At 72.9% G+C, this 16,632-nt stretch carries 15 protein-coding genes (1 of these 15 cut by a window edge); 8 read left to right on the top strand and 7 right to left on the bottom strand.

The window, feature by feature from the left end:
- The 3 genes from L7N97_RS23585 to L7N97_RS23575 form a co-directional block, all read right to left on the bottom strand.
- On the bottom strand, positions 1 to 931 hold the 5' portion of the coding sequence (locus L7N97_RS23585) for a molybdopterin cofactor-binding domain-containing protein (RefSeq protein WP_309242872.1). It extends 1,325 nt beyond the left edge of the window; 931 of the gene's 2,256 nt are visible here — the first part of the coding sequence; the start codon lies at positions 929 to 931; the stop codon falls past the left edge of the window.
- A gap of 127 nt (positions 932 to 1,058) precedes the next feature.
- Positions 1,059 to 2,042 (bottom strand): FAD binding domain-containing protein, encoded by a 984-nt coding sequence (locus L7N97_RS23580; RefSeq protein WP_237480691.1) that lies wholly within the window; start codon positions 2,040 to 2,042, stop codon positions 1,059 to 1,061.
- Positions 2,039 to 2,731 (bottom strand): 2Fe-2S iron-sulfur cluster-binding protein, encoded by a 693-nt coding sequence (locus tag L7N97_RS23575; protein ID WP_237480690.1) that lies wholly within the window; start codon positions 2,729 to 2,731, stop codon positions 2,039 to 2,041. The genes L7N97_RS23580 and L7N97_RS23575 overlap by 4 nt, the downstream gene beginning before the upstream one ends.
- A gap of 217 nt (positions 2,732 to 2,948) precedes the next feature.
- Between L7N97_RS23575 and upp the strand changes: the two genes are divergently transcribed.
- Together upp and L7N97_RS23565 are read left to right on the top strand one after the other, a co-directional pair.
- Positions 2,949 to 3,578 (top strand): uracil phosphoribosyltransferase, encoded by a 630-nt coding sequence (gene upp / locus L7N97_RS23570; protein WP_237480689.1) that lies wholly within the window; start codon positions 2,949 to 2,951, stop codon positions 3,576 to 3,578.
- A gap of 2 nt (positions 3,579 to 3,580) precedes the next feature.
- Positions 3,581 to 4,780 (top strand): winged helix-turn-helix domain-containing protein, encoded by a 1,200-nt coding sequence (locus tag L7N97_RS23565; RefSeq protein ID WP_237480688.1) that lies wholly within the window; start codon positions 3,581 to 3,583, stop codon positions 4,778 to 4,780.
- Positions 4,781 to 5,394: 614 nt separating this feature from the next.
- On the opposite strand, the gene L7N97_RS23560 is transcribed toward L7N97_RS23565, so the two are convergent.
- On the bottom strand, positions 5,395 to 5,844 hold the full coding sequence (locus L7N97_RS23560; protein WP_237480687.1) for a nucleoside deaminase: 450 nt from the start codon (positions 5,842 to 5,844) through the stop codon (positions 5,395 to 5,397).
- 87 nt (positions 5,845 to 5,931) lie between these two features.
- On the opposite strand from L7N97_RS23560, the gene L7N97_RS23555 reads away from it, so the two are divergent.
- The 3 genes from L7N97_RS23555 (at position 5,932) to L7N97_RS23545 (ending at position 9,278) form a co-directional block, all read left to right on the top strand.
- Positions 5,932 to 7,698 (top strand): pseudouridine synthase, encoded by a 1,767-nt coding sequence (locus L7N97_RS23555; protein WP_237480686.1) that lies wholly within the window; start codon positions 5,932 to 5,934, stop codon positions 7,696 to 7,698.
- Positions 7,695 to 8,258: a 16S rRNA (guanine(966)-N(2))-methyltransferase RsmD gene (rsmD, locus tag L7N97_RS23550; RefSeq protein ID WP_237480685.1), complete on the top strand. Its 564-nt coding sequence runs from the start codon at positions 7,695 to 7,697 to the stop codon at positions 8,256 to 8,258. Before L7N97_RS23555 ends, rsmD begins: the two co-directional genes overlap by 4 nt.
- A 93-nt stretch (positions 8,259 to 8,351) precedes the next feature.
- The gene (locus tag L7N97_RS23545) at positions 8,352 to 9,278 is read left to right on the top strand and encodes a polyprenyl synthetase family protein (RefSeq protein ID WP_237480684.1); all 927 of its coding nucleotides are present in this window, start codon (positions 8,352 to 8,354) and stop codon (positions 9,276 to 9,278) included.
- Positions 9,279 to 9,375: 97 nt separating this feature from the next.
- On the opposite strand, the gene L7N97_RS23540 is transcribed toward L7N97_RS23545, so the two are convergent.
- Both L7N97_RS23540 and L7N97_RS23535 read right to left on the bottom strand, forming a co-directional pair.
- Positions 9,376 to 9,750, bottom strand: a complete 375-nt coding sequence (locus L7N97_RS23540) for a GIY-YIG nuclease family protein (protein ID WP_237480683.1) — start codon at positions 9,748 to 9,750, stop codon at positions 9,376 to 9,378.
- A 1-nt stretch (position 9,751) separates the two neighbouring features.
- Positions 9,752 to 11,227 carry a Do family serine endopeptidase gene (locus L7N97_RS23535; RefSeq protein WP_237480682.1) on the bottom strand — a complete coding sequence of 492 codons (1,476 nt, stop codon included), beginning with the start codon at positions 11,225 to 11,227 and terminating at the stop codon, positions 9,752 to 9,754.
- Between the two features lie 160 nt (positions 11,228 to 11,387).
- Between L7N97_RS23535 and L7N97_RS23530 the strand changes: the two genes are divergently transcribed.
- The 3 genes from L7N97_RS23530 (at position 11,388) to L7N97_RS23520 (ending at position 15,613) form a co-directional block, all read left to right on the top strand.
- Positions 11,388 to 12,188, top strand: a complete 801-nt coding sequence (locus L7N97_RS23530; protein ID WP_237480681.1) for an RNA methyltransferase — start codon at positions 11,388 to 11,390, stop codon at positions 12,186 to 12,188.
- A gap of 403 nt (positions 12,189 to 12,591) precedes the next feature.
- On the top strand, positions 12,592 to 14,613 hold the full coding sequence (locus L7N97_RS23525; RefSeq protein ID WP_237480680.1) for an AI-2E family transporter: 2,022 nt from the start codon (positions 12,592 to 12,594) through the stop codon (positions 14,611 to 14,613).
- A gap of 205 nt (positions 14,614 to 14,818) precedes the next feature.
- On the top strand, positions 14,819 to 15,613 hold the full coding sequence (locus tag L7N97_RS23520) for an endonuclease III domain-containing protein (RefSeq protein ID WP_237480679.1): 795 nt from the start codon (positions 14,819 to 14,821) through the stop codon (positions 15,611 to 15,613).
- Here L7N97_RS23520 and L7N97_RS23515 read toward each other — a convergent pair.
- Positions 15,603 to 16,475, bottom strand: a complete 873-nt coding sequence (locus L7N97_RS23515) for a lytic transglycosylase domain-containing protein (protein ID WP_237480678.1) — start codon at positions 16,473 to 16,475, stop codon at positions 15,603 to 15,605. The two genes, L7N97_RS23520 and L7N97_RS23515, sit on opposite strands and share 11 nt — an antisense overlap.
- Between the last annotated feature and the right edge of the window lie 157 nt (positions 16,476 to 16,632).

Here is a 16,632-nt window from a genome sequence, read left to right as displayed (position 1 = left end):
AGGAATCGTGGGACACCGAAACGAGCTTGCCGTCCGGCGTCGCGCCGAGGCGGATGCGCTGGATCGTGTCCGAGCGGTGGAAGGTCGAGTGGAACACCTGCTGGCGCGTCAAGGCCAGCTTCACCGGCCGGTCCGCGACCTTGGAGGCGAGCGCGGCCAGCACGGCGTCCGAGTGGGGCGTCAGCTTGGCGCCGAAGCCGCCGCCGACGTAGCGGCTGACGAGGCGGATGTTGTCCTTCGGCATGTCGAGCACGGAGGCCAGGATGGCCTGCCCGCGGTTCAGCATCTGGTTGGCGGTGAACAGGATGAGCTGTCCGCGGCGCCAGTAGGCCAGCGTCGCGTGCGGCTCCATCATGGCGTGGGTCTGCAGCGGCGTCGTGTACTGCACCTCGACCTTCACGGGCGCCGTCGCGTAGGCGGCCCCGGCGTCGCCCGACGACGTGTCCGGCGGCGTGGTGCCGCGGTCCTTCGGCTTGACCGCGCGGTCGAGATTGCCGCCCAGCACGGCGTTGACCGGGTCCGGCGCGTAGCCGACCTCCACCGCATAGGCGGCGGCGCGGGCCTGCTCGAAGGTGTCCGCCACCACGCAGGCGACGGCCTGCCCGTAGTGGGTGATCCTGTCGTCGACGAGCTCGGGGCTGACCTGCTGGCTCTCCTTCCCCTGCTTCGGCGCGTTGCGGTAGGTCAGCACCGCCACGACGCCGGGCATGCTCGAAGCCACCGCGGTGTCGAGCGAGGCGATGCGGCCCTTGGCGATGGCGGAAGGCACGAGGTAGCCGTAGGCGATGCCGGTCGGCTCCTTGTACTCGTAGGCGTAGGTGGCGGTGCCGGTGACCTTCGGCGGGCCGTCGACGCGGTCGAGCGGCTGGCCGACGACGCCGTCCTGGATCGTGTCGAGCGGTGTGACCCCGATGGGGTGCGTCATGTCGATCATGGGATGTCCCCTCAGGCCTCGACGCGCTCCTCGATCGGGCGAGACCGCCCGATCGGGGACAAAGCGCGGAGGCGGATTGCCTTGAGCATGATCTGATCGGAGGAGCGCGGGCGCCTTCCGCGGATCATGCTCGGGTGACGTCGGCCACGACGGACCGCAGGGTGCGGCGCGTCAGCGGGATCTTGAAGTCGTTGGAACCGAAGCCGCGGGCGCCCCGCAGCACCTCGTCGGCCGCCTCCTCTGCGGCGGCCGGGCCGGAGCCCTGCACCAGCGCGGCTTCCGCGGCCGGCACGCGCCAGGGCTTCAGCGCGAGCCCGCCGAAGGCCATGCGGGCCTGCCGGACCTTGCCGCCCGGATCGGCGTGGACGATCGCGGCGACCGACACCAGCGCAAAGGCGTAGGAGGCGCGGTCGCGGACCTTGCGGTAGATCTGCGTGCCGCCGACGGGCTTCGGCAGCGTCACGGCCGTGATCAGCTCGCCCGGCTTGAGCACGGTCTCGACCTCGGGGGTCGAGCCCGGCAGGCGGTGGAAGTCCTCGATCGGGATCGCGCGGGTGGCGCCGTCGGGCTGCAGCGTCTCCACGGTGGCGTCGAGCGCCCGCATGGCGACGCACATGTCGGACGGGTTCGTCGCGATGCACTTGTCCGACGCGCCGAGGATCGCATGGATTCGGTTGAAGCCGCCCAGCGCCGAGCAGCCCGAGCCGGGCTCGCGCTTGTTGCAGGGCTTCGTCACGTCGTAGAAGTAGTAGCAGCGCGTGCGCTGCAGCAGGTTGCCCGCCGTGGTGGCCTTGTTGCGCAGCTGGCCGGTGGCGCCGGACAGCAACGCGCGGCTCAGCACCGCGTAGTCGCGGCGCACGCGCATGTCGGCCGCGAGGTCGCTGTTGCGCACGGAAGCGCCGATGCGCAGGCCCCCGTCGGCCGTGCCCTCGATCTTGTCGAGGCCGAGGCGGTTGACGTCGACGACGTGGCTCGGCGTCTCGACCTCGAGCTTGGCGAGGTCGAGCAGGTTGGTGCCGCCGCCGATGAAGGTGGCGCCAGGCTTGGCGGCCACCGCCCGCGCGGCCTCGGCCGGCGTCACGGCCCGCTGGAACGTGAAGGCCTTCACAGCGCGATCTCCCCGTCCGGGCCGACGCCGCCGCCGTCCTTGATGGCCGCGACGATGTTGGGATAGGCGGCGCAGCGGCAGATGTTGCCGCTCATGCGCTCGCGGATCTCGGCGTCGGTCAGCCTGGCGTCGGCCGTGAGGTCGGCGGTGACGAAGGACGGCGCGCCGCGCTTGGCTTCCGCCAGCATGCCGGCCGAGGAGCAGATCTGGCCCGAGGTGCAGTAGCCACACTGGTAGCCGTCGTGGTGCACGAAGGCGGCCTGGATCGGGTGGAGGTCGTGCCCGCCCGCCGCGTTCGGGGTGGCGAAGCCCTCGATGGTCTTCACCTGGTCGCCCTCGTGCATGGCGGCGAGGGACAGGCAGGCGTTGATGCGGCGGCCGTCGACCAGCACCGTGCAGGCGCCGCACTGGCCGTGGTCGCAGCCCTTCTTCGACCCCGTGAGGCCGATGTGCTCGCGCAGCGCGTCGAGCAGCGTCGTGCGCGGATCGAGCTGCAGGGGATAGGCCCGTCCGTTGACCGACAGGGTGACGGGGATGCGGACCGTCAGGCCTGCATCGGCGGCGGCCGGTGCCGGGGCGGCTTCGGCCCGCGCCAGCTCCGGAGCGACGCTGCCCAGAACGGCGAGTGCCGCGGTGCCTTCCAGCAGCGTGCGGCGCGAGACCCGGAAGGGCCTGTGTTCTTCGTCCATGTGATCCTTCCCGCGTGACGGCGGAGGGGCCGGACCCTGCGTGACGGCAGGCCGGAACTTGCATTCAACGCGGCCGACACACCTGCGGGTTCGCCCCTGCGGCATATCACCTTGGAACCTGTCCAAGTTTTTACCCGGCCGGGCGGCGCCGGGCCCCGGTTCCGGCGCCCCGCGGCGCGTGTTAGGCGGAAACGAACCGAAACCGCGGGGCCGCGCCATGGACAACGTCACGATCGTCAACCACCCGCTGGTGCAGCACAAGCTGACGCTGATGCGCGACGCGGAGCGGTCCACCAAGGGGTTCCGGCAGCTGCTGAACGAGATCGGCATGCTGCTCTGCTACGAGGTGACGCGCGACCTGCCGGTCGAGATGGTCGAGATCCGCACGCCGCTGCAGCCCATGATGGCCCCGCGGATCTCGGGCAAGAAGCTCGTCTTCGCGCCCATCCTGCGGGCGGGCGTCGGCTTCCTCGACGGCATGCTGGACCTCGTGCCCTCGGCCCGCGTCGCCCACATCGGCCTCTACCGCGACCCCGAAACGCTGCAGGCCGTCGAATACTATTTCAAGGCGCCGGCCGACATCGATGACCGGCTGACCATCGTCATGGACCCGATGCTGGCCACCGCCAACTCCGCCATCGCGGCCATCGACCTCCTGAAGAAACGCGGCGCCCGCGAGCTGCGCTTCGTGTGCCTGCTGGCCGCGCCCGAGGGCGTGGCGAAGCTGCGCGCCGCGCATCCGGACGTGTCGATCTGGACCGCGGCGGTCGACGAGAAGCTGAACGACCACGGCTACATCGTGCCGGGCCTCGGCGACGCCGGCGACCGGATGTTCGGGACCAAATAGGCATGGACGGCCTGTCGGCGGCGGAAGCGCGGCGGGTCGCGCTCCACGCACAGGGCTTCGGCCGCGCGCGGCCGGTCCCAGGCGCTGTGACCGCGCGGGCGCTCGCCGCCACGATCGAGCGGCTCCACCTCCACCAGGTCGACAGCGTCAACGTGCTGGTGCGGGCGCATTACCTGCCGGCCTTCTCGCGTCTCGGCCCTTATGACCGCGGCCTGCTCGAAGAGGCGGCGTGGGGGGCGCGGCGCGGCCGAAAGCTGTTCGAGTATTGGGCGCACGAATGCTCGCTACTTCCCCTCGCCCTGCAGCCCCTCTTCCGCTGGCGCATGGCGCGGGCCGACCGCGGGATCGGCTGCTACGGTCGGCTCAGGCCCTACGCGGGCGAGCTGCGGCCTGCCGCGATGGCGGTGCTGGAGCGGATCCGCGCCGAGGGGCCGATGTCGGCCGGCGACTTCGAGGACGGCCGGGGCAAGGGCGGCTGGTGGGGCTGGGGCGAGACCAAGGGCGCGCTCGAATGGCTGTTCTGGGCCGGGCACCTCACCACGGCGACCCGTCGTTTAACCTTCGAGCGCGTCTACGACCTGCCCGAGCGCGTGCTGCCCGCGGCGGTGCTGGCCCTGCCGACGCCGGACGAGGGCGAGGCGCACAGGGCGCTCGTCGATCTCTCGGCGCGCGCGATGGGGGTCGCGAGCGCCGGCGACCTGCGCGACTATTTCCGCCTCCGCCCCGAGGAGGCGCGGACCGCGGTCGCGGAGCTGGTCGAGGCCGGCCGGCTGCGCGAGGTGGCGGTCGAGGGATGGAGCAAGCCCGGCTACCTCCACGCCGAAGCTCGGGTGCCGCGGCGCGTGTCGGCGCGGGCGCTGCTCGCGCCCTTCGACCCGCTCGTGTGGGAGCGGTCCCGCGCCGAGCGGCTGTTCGGCTTCCGCTACCGCATCGAGATCTACGTGCCGGCCGAGCTGCGCCAGCACGGATACTACGTGCTGCCCTTCCTCAGTGGCGATCGGCTGGTGGCGCGGGTCGACCTCAAGGCCGACCGCGCGGCGGGACGGCTGGTGGTGAAGGGCGTGCACTGGGAGGCGGGCCCGAGGCCGGAGAACGCTGAGGCGCTGCGGGCGGAGCTGGAAAGCATGGCAGGGTGGCTCGGCCTTCGATGCGACGGTCCCTCTGCAATCGACGTCCCCCGGGTCGGCAACGGAGATTTGTGATCTTTCCAGGACGATGCCTGAACCGGCGCGATCCAAAGATGATCGGTCGAAGAGCTGCAACGAGCGTGGCCGTGCCCCGATCAACAAGTCGACAGACCGAGCGTCGGAAAAAGGCCCCTCCCCTCCGAGGTTGCTGTGTGACAGCCGTCCGGTGCGTCGAAGCTCTGGGTGACCAAAGCATGTCGGCCTTGGGCTCCTCCTCTCGCTCGGCACTCCCGCCGCAGTCGAGCCGCCCTGCGGGACAACCCCTACAGTCGGTCGAGCAGCGTCGGGAGAGATGGCCCATGTGGACGGGCTAACATCGAAGGCCGCATCGCAGAGCGGTCTGATGCGGACGACGAATAGAGGGCCTCGTGTCTCCGTCCTCGAAGCTCCTGCCCGAAAACGCGCTCGGCGTGATCACATCCTGCGCGAAGCGCTCAACGGCAGGCAGGATGCCGTGAAAACCGAGAACCCTGGCGCTGGATGCCGCACGACTCGTCGCCTCGGTCGCGCGTGGACCAGCAGGCCCGACTCTGGCCGTGTCGGCCGTCGTCCTGGCGGCGCTCCTGCTGCTCGGGGCCGTGTCGGCCGAATATCGGATCGCGGCCGTGCTCGGCCAGTGGTGACGCGCCCTACCCCGCCCGGCGCGCCCTGAAGAACGCGCGCAGCATGTCGGCGGCCTCGGTCTCGCGGATGCCGCCGTAGACCTCGGGCGCGTGGTGGCAGGTCGGCCTGGCATAGAAGCGCACACCGTTGTCGACGGCGCCGCCCTTGAGATCCTCGGCCGCGTAGTAGAGGCGCCGGAGCCGCGCGAAGGAGACCGCCCCCGCGCACATCGTGCAGGGCTCCAGCGTGACGTAGAGGTCGCATCCGGTCAGCCGTTCCGAGCCCAGCGCGCGGGCGGCGGCCCGGATCGCGAGGACCTCCGCATGGGCCGTCGGGTCCCGGTCCTCCAGCGTCCGGTTGCCGGCCGCGGCCAGTACAGCGCCGTCGCGCACGATGACGGCGCCCACCGGCACCTCGCCGCGCGCCGCGGCGGCCCGGGCCTCCGCGAAGGCGATGTCGAAGGGGTCGGGGCGCATCGACTCGGGGATCCTGCCTCGTCGGCTCGCGCCGAAATCAGCCGCGCGGGCGTGGCCGAGGCGGGCCGGCCCTGCTATCACGCCCGGATGACCGACACCACCAAGCCGCCGAAACGGCCCGCAGGGCAGCGGCCGCGCCCCTCCGGCCGCGACGAGAGTCGCCGCCGCGACGACCGACACGACGACGCGCGCCGACCCGGCGACAAGCCGCGCGGCGGCGCGGCGCTGACCCGCGGCGCCGAGCCCGCCCCGCCCAAGGACGACGCCCGCATCGCCAAGGTGATGGCCCGCGCGGGCCTCTGCTCGCGCCGCGACGCCGAGGGCTGGATCGCGGCCGGGCGCGTGGCCGTCAACGGCGCGGTGATCGACAGCCCGGCCCTCAACGTGATGCCGGGCGACCGCATCACGGTGGACGGCGAGCCCCTGCCCGAGCGCGACCAGACGCGGCTCTACCTGTTCCACAAGCCGCGCGGCCTCGTCACCACGGCGCGCGACCCGGAAGGGCGGCCGACGATCTTCGACAACCTTCCGGACGGGCTGCCGCGCGTCGTGTCGGTCGGGCGGCTCGACATCAACACCGAAGGCCTGATGCTGCTGACCAACGACGGCGGCCTCGCGCGCGTGCTGGAGCTGCCCGCGACGGGCTGGCTCCGCCGCTACCGCGTGCGCGCCAACGGCGAGGTCGACCAGGCGCGGCTCGACGCGCTCAAGGCCGGCGTGACGATCGACGGCGTCGACTATGCCGGCATCGAGGCGACGCTCGACCGCGTGCAGGGCGCCAACGCCTGGCTCACCATGGGGCTGCGCGAGGGCAAGAACCGCGAGATCAAGCGCGTGCTCGAATCGCTCGGCCTCGCCGTGACGCGCCTCATCCGCGTGTCCTTCGGGCCGTTCCAGCTCGGCGAGCTCGTGGAAGGCGCGGTCGAGGCCGTGCCGCTGCGCGTGCTGCGCGAGCAGCTCGGCCCGGCGCTCGCGGCCCAGGCCGGCGTCGACCTCGACGCGCGCGAGGAAGCGCCCCGACGCGGATACCGCGCCGACGAGGGCGTGGCCCCGCCGCGGCCGGGCCGCTCGACCCCTGGCGCGCCCCGCCCGCACGTCGGCGCGCTCCGCGCCGCGCGCGAGGAGGAGGCCGGTGAGGGCCGCAAGCGCACGGAGCGGAGCGCCACGGCGGACCGCCGCGGCCGCACCGTGGCGGTGGAGCGCGTGGTGCCGGTCGCCAAGGGCGCCGCCCGCGGCGACAGCCGCAACGCCCGCCGCTTCGCGGCCGAGAAGGGCGACTACGTGGCGGGCCGGCAGAAGACCCGCGCCGAGGCCGACGGCGCCCGTCCGGCGCGCGGCGGCTTCGGCTTCAAGCCCCGCCGCGACAGCTTCGGCGAGGAAGCGGCCGAGCGGCCCCGTGGCCCCCGCGCCGGGCGCTTCGACCCGAAGGCGCGCGGCGAGCGGGACGGCTTCGCGCCGCGCGGCGAACGCCCCGCTGGCGAGCGGTCCGGCGCGGACAGCCGACCCCGCGGCACGGGCTTCGCCGCCCGGCCCCGCAATCCCCGCGCGGACGATCCGCGCCGGGCCGAGGGCGCGGACAAGCCCCGCGGCGAGCGGGGCGACAAGCCCTTCCGCGACGGCGCGAACCGGCGCGACGAGCGGCCGCGCGCGGCCCGGCCCGGCGGCTCCGGCGCCGAGGCACGATCCGGAAGGCCGTCGTCCGGCAAGCCCAACGGGCGCCCCGGCGGCTTCGGCTCGGAGCGGCCCGCGACGGGCCGCAACAAGCCGACCGGCCGCCCTTCCGGCGGCAAGCCCCGCGGCTCCGCGCCCGGCAGCGGCAAGCCTTCCGGTAAGCCGCCCCGCGGCCGGCCGTGAGGGTCGTCGGCGGGCGCTTCCGGGGCCGGGCGCTGCGGGCGCCCTCCGGCGACGCGACGCGCCCGACCTCGGACCGCCTGCGCGAAACGCTATTCGACGTGCTGGCGCACCGCTACGGCGACCCCGTGGCTGGGGCGCGGGTGATCGACCTCTTCGCCGGCACGGGCGCGCTCGGCCTCGAAGCCCTGTCGCGCGGCGCCGCCCACGCGCTCTTCGTCGAGGACGGGACGGAAGCCCGCGCCTTGATCCGCGACAACGTCGAGGCGCTCGGCGTCGCGGGCCTGTGCCGCATCTTCCGGCGCGACGCGACCCGGCTCGGCGACGTGCAGGCCGCGCCCTTCGAGCTCGCCTTCCTGGACCCGCCCTACGGTCGGGGCCTCGGCGAAGCCGCGCTCGCGTCGCTCGCGGCCGGGCGCTGGCTCGCGCCAGGCGCCCTGCTGGTGCTGGAGGAGGCGGCCGGCGCCGCCGTGGCCGTCCCGGCGGGGTTCGAGGCGGTGGAGCGGCGCGAAGCCGGCATCGCCCAGCTCCTGTTCCTGCGGACCGTCCCGGCTCAACCCTGATCGGGCGTCGCGCTTGACCCTCCGGCGGTGAGCGGCCAAAAGCCCGGCACCCTCGTGCGGCGCCGCTGGACGCCCCCCTCTCGGAGTGACCCTATGCCGACCGACGCGACTTCGGATTTCGACGGACGCCTGAGGTCGGTCGCCGACGCGGTCGAGATGACGCTGGACCGGCTCCTGTCGCCCGAGGCGCTGCCCGGCGAGGTGGTGCGGCCCGACCGGCTGCTCGACGCCATGCGCTATTCCACGCTCGGCGGCGGCAAGCGGCTGCGGCCCTTCCTGGTGGTCGAGACCGCGCGGCTGTTCGGCGTCGAGGGGGAAGGCCCGCTGCGGGCCGGCGCCGCGCTGGAGATGATCCACTGCTATTCGCTGGTCCACGACGACCTGCCGGCGATGGACGACGACGACCTGCGCCGCGGGCGCCCGACCGCCCATAAGGCCTACGACGAGGCCACCGCCATCCTGTCCGGCGACGCGCTCTTGACCTACGCCTTCGACGTGATGGCCGGTGAGGCGACCCACTCCGACCCGACGGTGCGCGCCGCGCTCGTGCTCGGCCTCGCCCGCGCGTCGGGCCTCGGGGGCATGGTGGGCGGCCAAGCGCTCGACCTCGAAGCCGAGCGCGCGACCGCCCCGCACGAGGCGCCGTTCGTGATGCGCATGCAGTCGATGAAGACCGGCGCGCTGCTGCTGTTCGGCGTCGAGGCGGGCGCCATCCTCGGACAGGCCTCGCCGGCGGAGCGGGACGCGCTGAAGCGCTACGGCGTGGCGCTCGGCGCCGCCTTCCAGGTGGCGGACGACATCCTCGACACGGAGTCCGACGCGGCGACTCTCGGCAAGGCCGCCGGCAAGGACGCCGACCGCAACAAGGCCACGCTGGTGGCCGCGCTCGGCCTCGACGCCGCCAAGCGCCGCCGCGACGCGCTGGCCGAGGAAGCCGTCGCCGCGCTGGACATCTTCCCCCGCGACCGCGCCGCCAACCTCGCCGAGGCGGCGCGCTTCACCGCGCAGCGGCGGAGCTGAAGCGGCGGTCCAGGGATAGCAGCGGTCCGGTCGTGCGTCCTTCGACACGGCCGCTGCGCGGCCGGCTCAGGATGAGGGGCGTCGAGGAGATCGGCCATCAAGGCGGTCGACCTCTCCCATCTCCCTCATCCAGAGCCGGGCCCGAAGGGCCCGTGTCGAAGGACGCACCACCGTCCCGCTTCTTCCCGCGCCGGACAGCGAACTCCCGCAGGGCGTCGAACTTCCCCGCCATGTAGGCCACCTTCTTGGCGCGGGACCATCCCTTGATCCGCCGCTCGGCTGCGACGGCGTCGTCAACCCGTTCGTAATGCTCCGAGTGAAGCAGCACCACCGGCCGCCGCGCCTGCGTGTAGCCGATGGTCAGCCCGTCCTGGTGTTCGCCGACCCGCTCCTCGACGCTCCGCCGCGTGATGCCGACGTAGAGACTGCCGTCCGAACACCGCAGGATGTAGACCGACGCCCCCTCGCCCACATCAGTTCACCGACAGCGCCACGTAGCGCACGTCGCCGCCGGCGTTGGACACGAGGAGCAGCGCGGTCTTCTTGCCCGCGTCCTTCACGGCCCTGATCTTGGCGGCCGCGTCGGCGGGGTCGTCGACGCCCACCTGGTTGACCTCGACCACGACGTCGCCGGCCTTGAGCTTGTCGGCCGCCGGCGAGCCCGGATCGACCGTCGTCACGGCGACGCCCTTCACCGTGTCCTTCACGCCGTAGCGCTTGCGGAAGGCCTCGTCGAGCGGCACGAAGCCGAGCCCGAAGGCTTGGCTCACGGCGGGCTTGGGCGGCTCCACCGCGGCGCCGACGGCGGCATTGGCCTTCACCGGCGCGTCGAGCCGCCCGAGCTTCACCGTCAGGTCCTGCGGCTTGCCGTCCCTGAGGATCGACACCGTGACGTCCTTGCCGACCGGTGCGGAGGCCACGAACTTCGGCAGGTCGCGCGACTCGTGCACGTCGTGTCCGTCGAAGCGCACGATCACGTCGCCCTTCTTCAGCCCCGCGGGGCCGGCCGGGCCGTTCTCGTCGATGCCGGCGATCAGCGCGCCGTGCGGGGCGCCGAGGCTCAGCGCCTCGGCGATGTCGTCCGTGACGGGCTGGATGCGGACGCCGAGCCAGCCGCGCCGCGCCTCGTGGAACTCGCGGAGCTGGTCGATGATCGGCAGCACGGTGTCGGAGGGAGTCGCGAAGCCGAGGCCGATCGAGCCGCCGGTCGGCGACAGGATCGCGGTGTTGATGCCGATCACCTCGCCCTTCATGTCGAAGAGCGGGCCGCCCGAGTTGCCCTTGTTGATGGCCGCGTCGGTCTGGATGTAGTTGTCGTATGGGCCGTTGTCGATGTTGCGGTTGCGCGCCGACACGATGCCGGCCGTCACCGTACCGCCGAGCCCGAAGGGGTTGCCGACCGCCATCACGGGGTCGCCGACCCGCATCTTGTCGCTGTCGCCGAACGGCACGGCGGGCAGCGGGTGCGCGGGCTTCACCTTCAGCACCGCCACATCGACCTTGCTGTCCTTGCCCACCACCTCGGCCTTGAGCTTGGTGCCGTCGGTGAGGATGACCGTGATGTCGTTGGCGCCCTCGATGACGTGGTTGTTGGTGATGACGATGCCGGCCGGGTCGACGATGAAGCCGGACCCCAGCGAGTTGGCGCGCCGGCCGCGGGGCGCGTCGTCGTCCCCGCCCTTGTCGCCCTTCTTCTGGAGCTGGCGCTTGAAGAAGTCCTGGAACAGGTCGTCGAGCGGCGTGCCGGGCGCGGGCTTGGGCGCGGCGCTCGCCTGCCTCTCCTCCGTGACCTGCGCGGCCGAGATGTTGACCACCGCGTCCGTGACCGAGGCGGCGAGGTCGGCGAGGGAGTCGGTCCCCTTGGCCCGGGCCGGAGCCGTAGCGAGCGCGGCGAGGGCCAGGGCCACCGCGCCGAGGCGCCCGGCCGGGGACGAGAGGGCGAAGGGCATGGGACGGCTTCCGCGACTTGAGGACTGGGGGCGCTCGGGCCGGATCATACAGGTCTGCCGGGGGGCGTCCATGCATGCGGCCCGCGTCACGTTGGGAGCGCCTTGACAGCGCCCGCCCCTTCGCGAAACGACGTCGGCCGGGGTTCGGAGGTTCGCGATCGTGGTGGGCGCTGGGACGGACGGCACGAAGACGCCGGGGCGGGGCGGGCCCGCCATCGTGCTGGTGAGGCCGCAACTCGCCGTCAACGTCGGCATGGCGGCCCGCGCCATGGCGAACTTCGGCCTGTCCGACCTGCGCCTCGTCGCGCCCAAGAACGGCTGGCCCCGCACGGACGAGCACAGGGATACGGCGGTGGCCGCCGCCGCCGGCGCGATCCACGTCCTCGACGGCGCCCGCGTCTTCCCCACGGTGGGCGAAGCCGTCGCCGACCTCACCGCCGTCTACGCCACGACGGCGCGCGAGCGCGGCCAGGGCAAGCCCGTGCTGGCGCCCGACGAGGCCATGGCGGCCTGGGCGGGCCCGGTCGCGGCGGGCGAGGCGCGCGGCCTCCTGTTCGGGCCCGAGCGCACCGGGCTCGACAACGACGAGGTGGCGCTGGCGGACGCCGTGGTGACCTTCCCGGTCGACCCCGCCTACGGGTCGCTGAACCTCGCCCAGGCGGTGCTGCTCGTCGGCTACGAGTGGCGCCGGCAGAGCGCCGAGGCCGGCGCGGCCGCCCTGCCCTTCGGCGCGGTCGAACGCTCGCCGCCGGCCACGCGCGACGCCGTCCTGTCGTTCTTCGACTATCTGGAAGGCGAGTTGGAGGCTGCCGGCTTCTTCCGGCCGGACGGCAAGCAGCCGGTGATGCGGCGCAACCTGCGCAACATCTTCCACCGGATCGGGATGAGCGAGCAGGACGTCCGAACGCTGCGCGGGGCCGTGGTGCGTCTCGTCGAGGGACCGCGCCGCCGCGGGGGCTGACCGTTGCTGGAAAGCAACACACCGCGAGGATCGACGCCCGGACGCGGATCCCGCCTTGCCATCCGTCAGGATCGGCATAAATTGTCGGACGTGGCGCTGAGGCGTCACGTGCCCTTCTTGGGCGTTTCCTCCCTAGACTTCGGGCCGCCCGCTGGGCGGTCTTTTTTTGTCCGCGCGGCCGTCGAAGCCGCGGGATTGAGCGAAGTCGTGTCTTTGTTGACGCTGCTTTGAGCACGTTGCACGCGGATCCGCAAGGGTTCCATGCAAAAAAGCATCACTCGTCTGCGTTTTCCTGCTGGTTTGAGGCCGCAGCGGCCCCGGCCGGGTCAGGATCTTACGACGCGATGACGCGTTGCGGCCTCGGAGCCAGACCGTTTCTCCGGCCTTCGAGCAGTACCGACGTATGAGTGAACCTGATTCGACGACGCGCGCGCCCGCCGCCGTGGCGCCCGCCGAGACCCCCGGCCTCAGCGGCCTCCTGTCGCTCGCGGTCGCGGTGGTGGTCATCGCGGCGCTGTATTTCGCCCGCGAAGTGCTGCTGCCCATCACCGTGGCGGTGATCCTGTCCTTCATGCTGGCGCCGCTGGTGTCGCGCTTCCAGCGCTGGCACCTGCCGCACGTCGCGGCCGTGCTGCTGGCCGTGCTGATCGCCATCGGGGTCGTGGCCGGCATCGCCGGCGTCATCGGCACCCAGGTGGCCGGCATCGCGGCCGACATCCCGCAATACCAGGCCACCATCAAGCGCAAGGTGTCGGCCGTCGAGACCATGACGACGGGACGCCTGCGCGGCCTGACGCAGCGGCTCGACGCTCAGATGGGCCGCACGCCGGCCGCGGCCAACGAGGAATCCGCCCAGGCCGCGTCCAACGCGCCTAAGGCGCAGCTCGTCCAGGTGGAGCCTCCGCCGACCTCCGCGATGGAGCTGGCCAAGACCGTGCTGGAGCCGGTGCTGAGCCCGCTCGCCACGCTGTTCATCGTGCTGATCGTGACGATCTTCGTGCTGATGCAGCGCGAGGACCTGCGCGACCGCATGATCCGCCTGTTCGGCTCGAATGACCTCCAGCGCACCACGGTGGCGCTCGACGACGCCGGACACCGCCTCGGCCGCTACTACCTGTCGCAGCTCGCCATCAACGCCTCCTTCGGCGTGGTGGCGACGGTCGGCCTCTACTTCATCGGCGTGCCGTCGGCGGCGCTGTGGGGCGTCACCTCCGCGGTGCTGCGCTTCGTGCCCTACATCGGGCCCGTGATCGCCGCGGTCCTGCCGGCCGCGCTGGCCGCCGCGGTCGACCCGGGCTGGACGCAGGTCATCGAGGTGATCGGGCTCTACCTCGTCGTGGAAACGATCACGGGCCAGTTCCTCGAGCCCATGATCTTCGGCCACCTCACCGGCCTGTCGCCCGCCGCGGTGGTCATCGCGGCCATCTTCTGGACTTGGCTGTGGGGGCCCGTCGGCCTGCTGCTGTCGACGCCGCTGACGCTCTGCCTCGTCGTGCTGGGCCGGCACGTGCAGCGCCTGGAGTTCTTCGACGTCATGCTGGGCGACCGCCCTGCCTTGACGCCGGTCGAGAACTTCTACCAGCGCATGCTCGCCGACGACCCGGACGAGACGCAGGCCCAGGCCGAAACGCTGCTCAAGGACCGCTCGCTCACGGCCTATTACGACGAGGTGGCGCTGAAGGGCCTCCAACTCGCCGCCAACGACGCGCTGCGCGGAGCCCTGCCGGCCGACAAGGTTCACAAGATCAACGACAACGTGAAGGCGCTGATCGGCGACCTCGCGTCCCACGAGGACCGCGACCCCCATCCCAAGGACAAGGCCGCCGCGCGGGCCGAGGCGACGATCGCCGAGCGCGAGGTGCCGACCCCCTCCGCCCCCAAGCCCGACGCGCCGGAGGGCGACGCCCTGGCTGCGAGCTGGCGGGGCGAGCATCCCGTGCTCTGCATCGCCGGCAAGGGGCCGCTTGATGAGGCCGCTTCGGCCATGCTGGCGCAGCTGCTCGGCAAGCACGGGCTCGGCGCGCGCGTCGAGGGCTACGGCGCGGCCTCGCGCCAGTCGATCGGCGCGCTCGACACGTCCGGCGTGGCGATGGTTTGCATCTCCTACCTCGAGATCTCGGGCAGCCCGTCGGGCCTGCACTACCTCGTGCGGCGCCTTCGCACCCGCCTGCCGCAGGCCCGGATCCTCGTCGGCCTGTGGCCGGCCGACGGCGGCGACTTCGACGACGAGCGCATCCGCAACGTCGTCGGCGCGGACCTCTACGCGTCCAACCTGAAGGACGCCGTGACGGCCTGCGTGAAGGCCGCGCACGAGGACTCCGGCACCGTGCCGCGGGAGAAGGCGGACGACACCGGCAAGGGCGGCGCCGGCAAGCACGAGGCCCCGGCCGAGCCCCAGAACGAGGGCCTCAAGCTCACCGCCTGACGAGGGAGCCTTCGCCGGCCTTGACGTTCGGCGATACTGGCCCATCTCTGCTGAGAGCCGAACGGGACGACGCGTCGACCACGGATGTACTGGCGGCCGTCGTCCCTGCACTGAGCTGAGCAGCGCCTCATTCTGCGTTGTATGATCTCTGGCCCGAGCTCCGGCTCGGGTCTGTGCTGAAGGCCGGAGGCCCGCCACGGATGTAATGGCGGGCCTCTTCTCGTTTCAGGATGGCACGGCGCGCTGTCCCGCGGGGCTGGCCGTCGTCGCGCCCTGCCCCACATCGCCCGGCATGCCCCAGGATCTCGTCCACGGCCTGACGCCGGCCCTTCCGCCCTGCGAGCCGGCGACCGGGACGCTTGCGCCCCCCGACCGCGTCGCGGCCGTGATGGCGCGGCTCGCCGCCGCGGACCCCGACCCGAAGGCGGGGCTCGGCCGCGGGGATCCCTACCAGCTTCTGGTGACGGTGCTGATGAGCGCGCAGTCGACCGGCCCGACCGTGGGGCGCGTAGCGCGCGAGCTCTTCGCGGTGGCGCCGACGCCCGAGGCCGTGCTGGCGCTCGGGCGCGAGCGTGTGGCCGAGATCATCAAGCCGGTGGGCCTGGCGCTCAACAAGTCGCGCCACATCGTGGCGCTGTCGCGCATGCTGATCGACGAGTTCGGCGGCGCGGTGCCGCGCAGCTCGGTGGAACTGCAGCGCTTCCCCGGCATCGGCCGCAAGACGGCGGACGTCACGGCCAACTTCGCCTTCGACGAGCCCGTGATCGGTGTCGACACGCACGTGTTCCGCGTGTCGAACCGCATCCCGCTGGCCCCCGGCCGAACCCCGGACGCGGTGGCGGACGGGCTGCTCGCGGCCGTGCCGGACCGCTACAAGGATGGCGCCCACGTGTGGCTGTTCCGGCACGGGCGCGACACCTGCACGGCCCGCCGCCCGGCCTGCGGGCGCTGCGCGGTGGCGGACCTGTGCGAGTGGCCCGGCAAGGAGGTCAGCTCCTGAGCGTCACGCAGGCCCCCTGCGCCGCCTGGATGCGCCGGCACAGGTCGTCGGCGGCTTGGCGCGTCGGCGCCGGCACCCGCACGCGGTAGAACGCGCGGGTCCCCCGCGTCCTGAGCCGCGTCCCGATCACCATCGGGCGGGCATCGCCGATCACGCCGGCGAGCTTCGCCCGCGCGCGGGCGAAGGCCGCCAGGGCCAAGCTCTTCGAGAAATTGCCCGCGAGCTGGACGCCCCAGGGCGCGAAGGGCGCCTCGATGGCCGCGATGGTGCCGGCGCGCCTCGGGGCGGTGCGCAGGGTCGAGGCGAGCTGAAGGCACGTCTGCGGCTCGACCGCGAGGTCGTGCGTCTCGTGCGCCTTGGCGTCGGCGGCCCAGTCCTCGGCGGAGCGGCCGGTGATGCGCTCGACGTAGTTCCGCGTCTCGGACGGCAGGCCGCCGCGGCCGGCGAGCCAGTCCGACACGCGCCGGGCGCCGGCGTTGTAGGCCGCCGCGGCGAGGCCGAGGTTGCCGAACTCGGCCGCGAGGTCGCTGAGCAGGTGGGCCGAGGCCGGCACGGCCTGTTCGGGATCGAAGGGGTCGGCGAGGCCGCGCTCGGCGGCCGTGCCGGGCATGAACTGGGCGATGCCCTGCGCTCCGGCGGGCGAGGTGGCCTCGGCGCGGAAGGCCGATTCCTGCCAGATCAGGCGCGTGAGGAAGCCGACGGGGAGGTGCCGGCCGTCCGCCGCGCTCGTGATCAGACGGCACATGGCCTCGGCGACGGTTTCGCCGCCGGCCGGCGTGGGGACGGCGAGGGACGGCGCGGACGCGAGCGGCGCGGCGGCGAGCGAGGCCGCGAGGGCGAGGCGGAGGATGCGGGGCCGCATGGGGTCGTGTCACGTCCGTCGGAGGATGGCGACGAGGAGCCGCCTCTTTATCCCGCTTTCGCGCGGCCTGGATAGATCCGCCCTGCCCGCATCGCGGCCGCTTGAAGCAGATGTTCGACCGTGCCACATTTGCGTCAGCCCGAACACGGGCCCGACG

The organism is Lichenibacterium dinghuense, from assembly GCF_021730615.1.
GTDB lineage: Bacteria > Pseudomonadota > Alphaproteobacteria > Rhizobiales > Beijerinckiaceae > Lichenihabitans > Lichenihabitans dinghuensis.
This window is presented reverse-complemented; position numbering and strand designations above follow the sequence as displayed.